Annotated in this window: 7 protein-coding genes; 5 read left to right on the forward strand and 2 right to left on the reverse strand. The window is 66.4% G+C overall.

Annotated elements, in window-relative coordinates; translation table 11 throughout:
- Positions 1-244 precede the first annotated feature (244 nt).
- From MC380_RS05660 to MC380_RS05680, 5 genes are all read left to right on the forward strand, one after another.
- Positions 245-3,430 carry a TonB-dependent receptor gene (locus MC380_RS05660; protein WP_242163537.1) on the forward strand — a complete coding sequence of 1,062 codons (3,186 nt, stop codon included), beginning with the start codon at positions 245-247 and terminating at the stop codon, positions 3,428-3,430.
- A gap of 112 nt (positions 3,431-3,542) precedes the next feature.
- Positions 3,543-4,289: a SapC family protein gene (locus MC380_RS05665; protein WP_242163539.1), complete on the forward strand. Its 747-nt coding sequence runs from the start codon at positions 3,543-3,545 to the stop codon at positions 4,287-4,289.
- A 5-nt stretch (positions 4,290-4,294) separates the two neighbouring features.
- The gene (locus tag MC380_RS05670) at positions 4,295-5,317 is read left to right on the forward strand and encodes a cupin-like domain-containing protein (RefSeq protein ID WP_242163541.1); all 1,023 of its coding nucleotides are present in this window, start codon (positions 4,295-4,297) and stop codon (positions 5,315-5,317) included.
- A gap of 34 nt (positions 5,318-5,351) precedes the next feature.
- Complete coding sequence (locus MC380_RS05675) at positions 5,352-6,866, forward strand: tryptophan halogenase family protein (protein WP_242163543.1); 1,515 nt, start codon at positions 5,352-5,354, stop codon at positions 6,864-6,866.
- Positions 6,867-6,981: 115 nt separating this feature from the next.
- A complete protein-coding gene (locus MC380_RS05680; protein WP_242163545.1) occupies positions 6,982-8,019 on the forward strand; it encodes an SMP-30/gluconolactonase/LRE family protein in 1,038 nt (345 codons plus the stop codon).
- 99 nt (positions 8,020-8,118) lie between these two features.
- Here the strand turns inward: MC380_RS05680 and MC380_RS05685 are convergent, their stop codons facing one another.
- Together MC380_RS05685 and MC380_RS05690 are read right to left on the reverse strand one after the other, a co-directional pair.
- The gene (locus MC380_RS05685; protein WP_242163547.1) at positions 8,119-10,785 is read right to left on the reverse strand and encodes a beta-glucosidase; all 2,667 of its coding nucleotides are present in this window, start codon (positions 10,783-10,785) and stop codon (positions 8,119-8,121) included.
- A 36-nt stretch (positions 10,786-10,821) separates the two neighbouring features.
- Positions 10,822-12,492: a glycoside hydrolase family 43 protein gene (locus tag MC380_RS05690; protein WP_242163549.1), complete on the reverse strand. Its 1,671-nt coding sequence runs from the start codon at positions 12,490-12,492 to the stop codon at positions 10,822-10,824.
- Between the last annotated feature and the right edge of the window lie 100 nt (positions 12,493-12,592).

Consider the following 12,592-nt stretch of genomic DNA (forward strand, 5'->3'; position numbering starts at 1 on the left):
ACCGGGCGCTTCGCGCGTGCGGTTCGTGCAGGGGCGAGCCTGTGGATGCCTTGGGAGGGGCGATCACATTCATCGAACGCAAGAGGGGAGGTATCCAGATGAGAGGTTGCAGGTGCCGATGCTTCGCACCAATGACGACGGGTGCGACGCAGGTTTGTGACAGCCCAATGGCTGCTCAAGCCGCGTCGCACACCGGAGATCACATCACTGTTGGCCGCACAACTCCAGGGTTGAGGACACGCTCATGAATCAGAAGCTGAAGCGATTCAAATCGAAGGCCATGTTCACCATCATCGGTGGTGTGATCGTCATCAATCCTGCGTTCGCCCAGGACACGCAGGCGCAGCAGGCACCGCCGCCGGCATTGCAGACGGAGCAGGCCGAGCAGACCGAGCAGGCGCAGCCGTCGCCGACGCCGGCCGACGCGACCACGCTCGATACGGTCGTGGTCACCGGCATGCGCAACGCGCTCGCGCACTCGATGAACACCAAGCGCAACGCTGCCGGCGTGGTCGACGCGATCAGCGCCGAGGACATCGGCAAGTTCCCCGACACCAACCTGGCCGAGTCGCTGCAGCGCATCACCGGCATCTCGATCGAGCGCCGCGATGGCGAAGGCGCGCAGGTCACCGCGCGCGGCTTCGGCCCGCAGTTCAACATGGTCACCCTCAACGGCCGCCAGATCCCCGGCGCCGATGCCTTCGGCGCAGCCGGCCAGGTGCCGGTTGGCGGCGTGGACGGCGGCACCCGCGCGTTCAACTTCGCCCAGCTGGCCTCCGAGGCGATCAACGGCATCGAGGTCTACAAGACCGGCCAGGCGCACGTGCCCAGCGGCGGCATCGGCGCCACCATCAACATCCTCACCGACAAGCCGCTCAACCACTCCGGCGTGGTCGCCAGCGCCGGCGCCAAGCTGGGCTACGACAAGTCGCAGCCGTTCGAAGGCGACGACGCGACCCCGGAACTGTCCGGCATCTTCAGCTGGACCAATCCCGACAAGACCTTCGGCATCGGCTTGAACGCCAGCTATCAGAAGCGCAAGGGCGGTTCGGTGCAGGCAACCGAGAACAACTGGAACATCCAGCCGTGGACCGGCTCGATGCCGGGCGGCCCCGACGTGGTCAACGCGCCGGGGCTCGGCGAGCTGTACGGCCGTCCCAACGACCTGCGCTATGCCTTCGCCGATTTCGAGCGCGAGCGTATCAACGGCCAGGCCGTGATCCAGTTCGCACCGGTCGACAGCGTCACCCTGACCCTGGACTACACCTACTCGACCAATGAGATCGCCGAGGATCGCGGCGAGCAGGGTATGTGGCTGCAGAACAGCCAATACACCGACGTCGAGTTCGACACCAGCGGGGCCGTGGCCACGCCGGTGTACATCCGCGAGATCGTCCAGACCAAGGACTTCGGCCTCGAGCAGCAGAGCAACCGGCAGAAGTACAAGCTCGGTTCGCTCGGCTTCAACGCCGCATGGGACGTCAACGACCGTCTCCGTCTCAGCCTCGACATGCACGACTCCAAGAACGAGAGCCGGCCCAACGACCCGCTGACCGGCGGTGGCGCCACCTACTTCAGCCTGGCCGGCACCAACAACTGCAGCGCCAGCGCGCACTGCGGCGGCTACTACGCCCAGGAGTACTGGTTCAACAACGGCCTACCCATCTCCGCGCGCACCTGGTATCCGACCCAGGCCGATGCCCTCGCCGGGACCAACGGCGTGATCAATGCCGACTTCGCCCCGGGCGAGCTCGGCTCGCAGGTGCTGCGGATCGAGTCGCAGACCCAGATCAGCGAAATCAAGCAGGCCCGCATCGACGGCGAATGGAACTTCGACAATGGCCGCTTCCAGTTCGGTGTCGACAACACGAAGTCATCGACCCATCGCCTGCAGGCAAACCAGATGTATGCCGCCCTCGGCGACTGGGGCGTGGCAAACGTGGAAGAGGACGGCGCCAACGGCCTGATCGGACTGCTGCACCCGATCAGCATCGTCGGCCTGTTCGACGACTACGACGGTTCCGGCGCGGCGCAGGGCGCCTGGGCCGGCGACGCCAACGACCTGGCACGATGGGCCGCCGAGCACTATGGTGTCAGCAACAGCGTCAGCGACGTGCTCGCCGCCGACAACCGGGTCGAGGAAAAGACGAACTCTGCCTATGTGCAGGTCGACTTCGAGGGCGAACTGGGCGGCATGCCGACGGCCACCCGGATCGGCGTGCGCTACGAGAAGACCGATGTGGTCTCGACCTCGGCGGTGGCAATTCCCAGCGCGATCGAATGGCAGGCCAACAATGATTTCCGCATCGTCCGTTCCGCCGAGACGCAGCCGTTCAGCGAGAAGGCCAGCTACAGCTACGTGTTGCCGAATCTGGACTTCAGCATCGACTTCACCGACGAGCTGAAGGGCCGCGCCTCGTTCGGCAAGACCATCGCACGCGCGCCCTACGGCAACCTCTATGCGGGCCCGGGCCCGAACGCCCCGAGCGGCTCGATCCTCACCGACCCGTCCACCCGCGCCACCGGCAGCGCGCAGGACCCGGGGCTGCTGCCGCTGGAATCGGAAAACCTGGATCTGGCGCTGGAGTGGTACTTCGACGACGCCAGCTTCATCGCGGCGACCTACTGGCGCAAGACGGTCGACAACTTCGTCGGCAACTCCGTCGTCCGCGAGAACCTGTACGGATTGACCGACCCGACGTCCGGTCCCGACGCGCAGGCGGCGCTGGACTTCCTGACCAGCCAGGCCTGCGTGGACCAGGTCGGCGCGGCCAATGCCGCGGCCTGTTCGGCCAACGACACTTCGCTGTTCACCGCGACGGCATTGCTGCGCAACGATCCGGCCGGGCTGGCAGCCTTCGACGGCACCGACGCGCAGGCGCTGGCGACGGAGAATGCCTACAACCTGGTCGGCGAAGCCGACGACCCGCTGTACATGTTCGACGTCAACAAGCCGGTCAACCAGCACAAGGCCGGACTGCATGGCTGGGAACTGGCCGGCCAGCACTTCTTCGGCGACAGCGGGTTCGGCATCTTCGCCAACTACACCATCGTCAAGGGCGACGTGGGCTTCGACGACGGCGGCGACCCGGGCATCGACCAATTCTCGCTGACCGGCCTGAGCGACAGCGCCAACGCCGCCTTCATGTTCGAGAAGTACGGCTGGTCCGCACGCCTGGCCTGGAACTGGCGCGACGAGTACCTGATCATGGCCAACCAGGGCGGCAGCCGCAATCCGTTCTACGTCGAGGCCTATCAGCAGTGGGACCTGAACGTGAACTACGCGTTCAATGACCACTGGTCTGCCGGCTTCGAGGTAATCAACCTGACCGGCGAGGACGTGCGCTGGCACGGCCGCACCGACGAGCAGGTCATCAAGCTGCTGGACCAGAACCCGCGCTACATGATCGGGGTCCGCTACAAGTTCTGAGTCTTGGCATGTCGTGACGGAACGGGACCGCTGCGCAGGCAGTGGTCCCCTTTCTTTTTCCGCTGGCGCGGGGCATAACGGTGTCCCGCGCCGGCTCCGCAGTCGAACCCGCATGGCCAGATACGAACTGCTCAACAATGTGACGCACAAGGACATGCGTATCGTCACCGGCTTCGGTCGCGCGTTTGGCGACGAGGTCGGCATGGTGCCGGCGTTCCCCACCGAGTTCGCAGAGCTGCAGCGCGAATACCCGATCTTCCTGCGCCGCGAGCGCGATGGCGGGCAATGGCAGGCGGTCGCGCTGCTCGGCTTCGAGGCGAACGAAAACCTATTCCTGCGCGAGGGCCGCTGGAACGCCGGCTACCTACCCGGTTACGTCGCGCGCGGGCCGTTCCTGATCGGTTTCCAGGAACAGACCGTCGACGGCGAACTGCGCAAGGAGCCGGTGATGCACGTCGACATGGAACACCCGCGCATCGGCGCGGGCGAAGGCGAGGCAGTGTTCCTGCCGCACGGTGGCCACAGCCCGTACCTGGAACACGTCATCACCGTGCTGCGCGGCATCCGTGACGGCGCCGAGGCCGGCACGGCGATGTTCGCCGCATTCGACGAGCTGGGCCTGATCCAGCCGATGAACGTCGAGCTGAAGTTCGACGGGCAGCACGGCGCGAGCCTGACCGGACTGCACGGCATCGACCGCGAACGCCTGGCCGCGCTCGACGCCGACGCACTGCACCGGCTGCACCGCAGCGGCTATCTCGAAGGTGCGTACCTGATGCTGGGCTCGATGCACAACCTGCGCAGGCTGATGGCGGAAAAGCAGCGCCGTCTGCGCCAGCAGGACGCCGCGGCGGCCTGAGCGCGATGGCCGGGGCCGCCGCCAGCGTGCGCGAGGTGCCGGACTGCCGGCCCGGCATGTTGCCGCTGGATGAACTGCTCGCCGCCGGCCAGCCGGCGGTGCTGCGCGGCGTGGCACGCGACTGGGACCTGGTCCGCGCCGGCCAGCGCGGCATGGACGCGGCGATGGACGTGTTGCGCGGCGCCTGGAACGGCCAGCCGGTGACCTACTCCTACGGCGGCCCGGAGATCGCCGGGCGGCCTTTCTACAACGACGACTTCACCGCCTTGAACATCGAAGTGCGGCGCGGCGCGCTGGACGAGGTGCTCGATGCGATCGCCGCGCACGCCGACGACCCACGGCCGCCGACCTGGTACCTCGCCTCGCTGCTGGTCGATACGCGCCTACCGGGCTTGCGCGCGCAGAACGACCTCGACCTCGCCACGCACGGCATCCACGCGCCGCCGAGCATCTGGATCGGCAACCGCGTGACCGCGTCCTGCCATTACGACGCGCAGAACAACATCGCCTGCTGTGCGGTCGGGCGTCGCCGCTTCACCTTGTTTCCGCCGGACCAGATCGGCAACCTGTATCCAGGTCCGCTGGAGCCCACGCCCGGCGGCCAGGCGGTCAGCGTGGTCGATTTTGACGCGCCCGACTTCGAGCGCTATCCGCGCTTTCGCGAAGCGCTCGCGGCGGGACAAAGCGCGGTGTTGGAACCGGGCGATGCGATCTTCATTCCCAGCCTGTGGTGGCACCATGTGCAGGGGCTGGAGCCATTCAACGTGCTGGTGAACTACTGGTGGAGCAGCGTGCCGGCACACATTCCGGCGCCGGTGCTCGCGCTGCAACACGCGTTGTGGACGATCCGCGACCGCCCGGAGCGCGAAAAGCAGGCCTGGCGTCAGGTCTTCGACTACTACGTCTTCGGGCGCGGCGAACGCGCCGGCGAGCACCTGCCTACAGCGGCGCGCAAGGTGCTGGGACCCGTGGACGATGCGCTGGCACGCCAGATCCGCGCGATGCTGATCGGCAAACTCAACCGTTGAGCCGGCTGCGCCGGCACGCATCAAGGGGACCGCATTGGAGACCGGGCAGATACGCAAGGTAGTGATCGCGGGCGGCGGCACCGCTGGTTGGCTTGCCGCCTGTGCGCTGTCGCATCAGTTCCGCGACCGGCTGGACATCACCCTGGTCGAGTCGGAGCAGATCGGCACCGTCGGCGTCGGCGAATCCACGGTACCGCCGATCCGCACGTTCCACCGCTTCCTGCAGATCGACGAGCAGGAGTTCCTGCGCGCGGTCGCCGGCACCTTCAAGCTCTCCATTTCCTTCGAGAACTGGCGCCGGCCAGGCGAGCGCTATATCCATCCTTTCGGCATCACCGGGCAGGGCACCCTTGTCTGTCCTTTCCATCATTTCTGGCTGGACAGTCTGCGTCGCGGCATGCAATCTGAACTGGGCGACTTCTGCCTGGAAACCGTTGCTTCGCGCGGCGATCAGTTCGCGCTTCAAACACAGCCCCAGGTCAACTACGCCTACCATTTCGACGCCGGCCTTTACGCGCGCTTCCTGCGCCGTATCTCCGAGGGCTACGGACTGAAACGCGTCGAAGGCAAGATTCGTGAGGTCCGGCAGCACTCGCAAAGCGGGTCCATCGAAGCGCTGGTGCTGGAGGATGGACAGATCGTGGAGGGCGACCTGTTCATCGACTGCACCGGCTTCCGCGGCCTGCTGATCGAGCAGACCCTGCACACCGGCTACGAAGACTGGAACCACTGGCTGCCCAGCGATCGTGCTGTGGCGGTGCAGACCGAATCGATCGGCCCGCCGGTGCCGTACACGCGCGCGATCGCGCACGAGGCCGGCTGGCGCTGGCATATCCCGCTGCAGCACCGTGTCGGCTGCGGACTCGTCTTCTCCAGCCGTCACATGTCCGACGACGAAGCTCGGGCCAAGCTATTACGCGACGTCGGTGCGCGGCCGATCAAGGATCCCTGGCTGGTGCCGTTCCGCACTGGCCGCAGGCTGAAGGCCTGGAACAAGAACGTGGTTTCGCTTGGCCTGGCCAGCGGCTTCATCGAACCCCTGGAGTCGACCAGCATCCACCTCGCCATCAGCGCCGTAGTGCGCCTGATCCAGCTGTTTCCCTTCGACGGCATCGCACCGTCGCTGGTCGCTCTCTACAACGACGTCAGCCGCGCCGAAATGGAACACGTACGCGACTTCATCATCCTGCACTACCACGCCAACCAGCGCGACGAACCGATGTGGAAGCAGTGCCGCGAAATGGACCTGCCCGAGTCGTTGTCGATCCGCTTGCGCGCGTGGCGCGAGCGCGCCCACGCGTGGCAGGGCGCGGACGAGCTGTTCCGGCTGGATTCGTGGACCCACGTCCTGCTTGGCCAGGGTATCGTGCCGGAGCAGCACCATCCCCTGGCGCGGGCGCTGTCGGATGCGGACCTGCGAAACCTGCTGGACTCGATCCGGCAGCCGATCTCGCGCGTGGTGACGCAGATGCCGCCGCAGCAGGAATTCATCGAACGCTACTGCAAGGCGCCTCCCGAAGTATGGGAAGGCAGGGGGAAGCGGGTTTGAATACACAAGAGGCTTCGATGATCTGGCCAAGACTCTCGTGTCGCGGCTGCCATTGCCAACGACACCGACCTGTCCGGCGCCGGAAGCCGTGTGGGCGATCCGCAGGAGAATCCCGATGAGCCACCTGCCCCGCTCTGCTTTTGCGATCCCGCTGCTGGCGATGCTGGCCGCCTGCGCGACGGCCGAAGCGCCACCGCAGCACTCTCCCGCGATCGGGCGCCTGACGACATTCGACGCGTCCTTCCAGGATGTCGTGGCGGCGGACGCGCGCATCGAGAAGATCGCCGAAGGCTTCACCTGGTCCGAAGGCCCGGCCTGGATCCGGGCCGGGGGCTATCTGCTGTTCACGGACGTGCCCGAGAACACGCTGTATCGCTGGTCGGAACGCGATGGGCTATCGGTGTTCCTCAAGCCCTCGGGCTACGACGGTCCCGACCTGGGCGCCTTGCGCGAACCGGGCGCCAACGGCTTGTTCGCCGAACCCTCGGGAACGGTGCTGATGGCGGACTCCGGAACGCGCATCGTGGCCAGACTCGATCCGGCGACGAAGCGCAAGACCGCGCTCGCCTCCAGCTACGGCGGGCACCGATTCAACAGCCCGAACGATGTCGTGCGGCGCAGCGACGGGGCGGTGTTCTTCACCGATCCGCCCTACGGCCTGAAGGACCTCGACGATTCGCCGGTCAAGGAACTGAAGTTCAATGGCGTTTATCGGGTCGATCCCGACGGCACGGTCCACTTACTTGATGACGGGCTCGGCTTTCCGAATGGAATCGCATTGTCGCCGGACGAGCGCACCCTGTACGTATCCAACTCGGACCCGGCCAGACCGGTGTGGATGGCGTACTCGCTCGATGCCCGCGGCGCCGTGCTCGACAAACGCGTGTTCGCCGATGCATCCGACCTTGTCGGCGAAGCCAGCCCGGGGCTGCCCGACGGCATGGCCGTCTCCGGCGACGGCCGCATCTTTGCGACGGGGCCCGGCGGCGTGCTCGTGTTCGACGCCGACGGCAAGCGCCTGGGGCGCATCGAGACCGGCACCGCGGTTTCGAACTGCGCCTTCGGCGATGAGGGCCGAACGCTCTATATGAGCTCGCACACCTTCCTCGCGCGCATCCGGGTGAAGGCGACCGGCCTCGGGTTTCCCCGCTAGGCGCGGGCCCGCGTCGCTAGCGCACGCGATAACGCGGCGGGGTCGCGTCACCGCGCAGGCGTTGCCTGGCGCGGCGACGCGACCTGTTCCCAGGCATCGCTAGTCTCCCGTGATCCTGAAACCCTGGCTCAGTCGGATGTCCGCGCTGGAAGCGCCGACCTGCACTTCGTAGTCGCCCGGATCGACCGCGTACGTATCGCGTTGATCGTCGTAGTGCCTGAGATCGGCTGCGGGCGAGATGACGAAGGACAGCGTGCGCTCCTCGCCAGGTTGCAGGCTCACGCGCTGAAAGCCGCGCAGCTCCCGGATCGCGCGCTCGCGCCGCGGTTCGAGCGGGCGCAGGTACAGCTGCACGACTTCCTCGCCGGCACGGGCGCCGCTGTTCTTCACCTTCAGCGAGACGCGCACCTGGTCGCTGCTGCCGGCATTGCTGCGATCCAGTTTCAACCCCGAGTACGCGAAGTCCGTATAGGACAGTCCATGGCCGAACGGATACAGCGGTTCGCCCCCGAAATAGCGGTACGTGCGGCCGCGCATGGCGTAGTCGTCGAACGCGGGCAGCTTCTCGTCGGCCTTGTAGAACGTCACCGGCAGGCGACCGGCGGGATTCGCATCGCCGAACAGCACGTCGGCGACGGCGCTGCCGCCGCGCTGGCCCGGATACCAGGCGACCAGGATCGCCGGCAGGTTCTGCTTGGCCCAGTCCACGGCAATGGCCGAACCAGTGGTCAGTACCAGCACCACGGGCTTGCCGGTCGCATGCAGGGCTTCGAGCAGTCGTTGCTGCGGCTTGGGCAACCGCATGTCGGTGCGGTCGCCGCCGGCGAAGCCGGGATAGCTGACTTCCATCTCCTCGCCTTCCACGTCGCCGGTCAGGCCGCCGACGAAGATGACCGCCTCGGCATCGCGCGCGGCGTCCAGCGCTTCGTCGAAGGCGGATTTCGCTCCCGGTAGCCGCCATGCCAGGCGTACTGCGGCGTCGTGTTCGTGTTCGTAGTACTCGAGCCGGATGTCGTAGGCCTTGCCTGCCTGCAGCTCGACTGGGGCGGTTTTGCCACGCAGGCGTGGTGCGTCGCTCCAGGCATCGATCAGCAGTTTCCCGTCGAGCCAGAAGCGATAGCCATCGTTGGCGGCGACTTCCAGTTCGTATCTGCCGCTCACCGGCGGCAGCAACTGCCCGCTCCAGCGCACTGCGAAATCGTCGTCGTTCAGCGCCGTATCCGGCGCGAGCTCACCACGCGCGACCAGGTCGCTGGTCGGCGCCTCCCGGTCCCAGCGGAAGCCGACCTGCGGATCGATCCTGGTCAGCACCGGCTTGCCATCGAACTGGCGGCCGCGAAAATATTCGCCGAGCAGACCGCGTTCGCTTGCATCCGCCGATGGCCGCAGGAAGCGCGCTTCGATCAGCGGTGCGGCTGCGGGATCGTCGCGGCCCTCGACCAGGTCGGCGCCCGGCGCGTACACGACTTCCGCGTCCGGTAGCGCCTGGCGAATGCCGTTGAGCACGGTCACCGGCGCGGCCGGCGTGCCGTAGTAGTTGCCCAGCAACGACATCGTGTCGTCCGCAGTCGGCCCGACCACTGCAATGCGCTTGAGATCCTTCGACAGCGGCAGCACACCATCATTCTTCAGCAGCACGAGGGATTCCCGTGCCGCGCGGCGCGCCAGCGCATCGTGCTGCGGAGACTGGTTCACCGAATACGGGATCTGCGCCCATGGAACCTGTCCCGGCGGATCGAACATGCCCAGGCGCATGCGGGTGGCGAACAGACGGGTCAGCGCATCGTCGATGTCGGCCTGCCCGATCAACCCCTTGCGCACTGCCGCCGGCAGCGTCGAATACTCCTCGCCGCATTCCAGCTCCGTGCCGTTCTTCACCGCGAGCGCTGCGGCTTCCTCGCGCGTGGCGACGATCTTGTGGTTCTTCCAGATGTCCACGATCGCCCAGCAGTCGGACACCACATAGCCCTTGAACCCCCAGTCGCGACGCAGGACATCGCGCAGCAGGAACTGGCTGGCACTGGCCGACTCGCCGTACACCCGGTTGTAAGCGCCCATCACAGCGGCGACCTGGCCTTCCTTCACCAGCGCCTCGAACGCCGGCAGGTAGGTCTCGTACAGGTCGCGCTCGCTCGGCTTCGCATCGAAATGATGACGATCGGCTTCCGGGCCGCTGTGCACGGCGAAGTGCTTGGCGGTCGCGTCGAGCTTCCTGTACCTGGGATCGTCGCCCTGCAGGCCCTGCACGAAGGTCACGCCCATGCGCGCGGTCAGGTACGGATCCTCGCCGTAGGTCTCCTGGCCCCTGCCCCAGCGCGGGTCGCGGAAGATGTTGATGTTCGGCGACCAGAAGGTGAGGCCCTGATAGCGGTTACGCTGGCCGCGCGCCGCGAACTCGTGGTGCTTGGCGCGGGCCTCATCGCTGATCGTGGTCGAGACTTCCTGCATCAATGGAATGTCGAACGTCGCCGCCATGCCGATCGCCTGCGGGAATACCGTCGCCGCGCCCGCGCGGGCGACGCCGTGCAGGGCCTCGTTCCACCAGTCGTAGGCCGGAACGTCCAGGCGCGGGATCGCCGGCGCGTTGTTCTGCATCTGCGCGGCCTTCTCTTCCAGGGTCATGCGGGAAACGAGGTCGGCCGCGCGTTGCTCGAAACTGCGGCTGGTATCGAGCCAGGGCCGCGCTGCATCGGCGGTCTGCGCGATGGCACCTTGCGCGGAGGCGAGCAACAGCACCGCCGCGACATTCAGGGCTACGGTCTTCATCGAAACGCTACGCGAATGCATCTGCTTCTCCCATGTCTATTGTTTTGGCTCGACGCGCGCATACGGCCCGACCGTCGCACCGACGAAACCACCGGCGACTTCGGTGCTGAGAATCGTGCCGTCGTCGCCCCGTACCAGCCACTTCCATCCCTTGCCGTCGGCATCGTGCGCGAACGAATAGGCGCCGCCGTTGCCAGCGATCTTCAGCTTGAGCGCTTCGCCGGGCGCGATCTTCGCCGTGGCGAGGGTTTCTACGGCCTTTCCCGCACGCTTTTCGAGGAACACCGTTGCAGCCCTGCCCGCGCGGCGCACGCCCAGGAAATACCAGTGCATCTCACTCTGGAACGCGGCGATGCCGGCCACGGTACCGGGATCGTCCGGTATCGCCAGCGCCGTGCTGGCCTCGAAGGCGATGTGCTGCTGTCGGCGCGCGAGGAAGGAAGGATTGCGCAGCGTGTCCAGGCCTTCCGCAAGCGGGTGGATCGCCAGGCGTCCCGGGTGCGCGCGCAGGTCGGCCCACGGCTGCTTCGGTACCCGCACGTGCATCCATGCGCGATCGAGCTGCGGTGTGTCGAATTCGTCGCGCCAGACGAAGTTGCCGCTCATCGGTGCTTGCTTCGCTTCTCCGCGCATGAACGAGGGCGCTTTCGCGACCTGGGGAATCGCCAGGCCGTTTTCGAGGATCACCGGCCATCCGTCCTTCCATTCGACCGGTAACAGGAAGGTCTCGCGCCCGGTGTTGTAGTGCCCCTGGTCGTAGGCGCGACTGGCGAGGAAAATCGCCCACCAGCGGCCGTCCAATCCCTCGACCAGGTCGGCGTGGCCGGCATTGATCACCGGGGCCTCGCGATCGGCGGCCAGGTCGCGCTGGGTCAGGATCGGGTTGTGCTCGTAGGGTACGTACGGCCCCCATACCTTGCGGCTGCGCAGCACCACCTGCGAATGGTTGACCGAAGTGCCGCCCTCGGCGCAGACCAGGTAGTACCAGCCTTCGCGCTTGTAGATGTGCGGGCCTTCGATCCAGATCGGATTGGTCGAAGGATCGACGCCGCCGTCGATCATCACCTTGCGCGGGCCGATGGGCTTGCGCGCGGCGAGATCGAATTCCTGCATCCAGATCGCGCGGTGGCCGTCGTAGCGCGGCGTGCCCTGGGGAGCGTCGTTGTTGAGGATGTACACCTTGCCGTCGTCGTCGAAGAACAGCGACGGATCGATGCCGCCGATGGTCGGCAGCCAGATCGGATCGGACCATGGGCCTGCGGGATCGGTCGCGATGGCGATGTAGTTGCCGCCGCTGTCCACCGCGGTATTGGCGACGTAGAAGATGCCGTCATGGAAGGCGATCGTGGGTGCGAATACGCCACGCGATACGTCCAGGCCATCGAAGTCGAGTTGCGATGGCCGTTCGATCACGTTGCCGATCTGCTTCCAGTGCACGAGGTCCACGCTCTCGAACACCGGGATGCCGGGGTAGTAGGTGAATGTCGAGTTGACGAGGTAGAACTTGTCGCCGGCACGGGTCACGGCCGGGTCGGGATGGAACCCGGCCAGCACCGGGTTGCGGTAACGACCCGGCGGGAGCGGCTGCTCGAACGCCTTGTCGTTGCCGCGGTACTCGAACCAGTCGAACAGCACCGGTTCGCGTGCCTGCGCCGTGCCCGCCAGCGCGAAGAGCAGGAGGGATATCGCCTTCAGGCGTTGCTTCATTGCCTCGCCCGTCCCGCATCGGTTCGACGAGCGATGGAAGGTGGTTTCGGTGCGGGATGCTGCGCTCATCGTGGAAGGACTCGCCTGGATGGGTTGCTTG

Origin of the sequence: Lysobacter sp. M15, assembly GCF_022662515.1 — a bacterium.
GTDB lineage: Bacteria > Pseudomonadota > Gammaproteobacteria > Xanthomonadales > Xanthomonadaceae > JAKPBU01.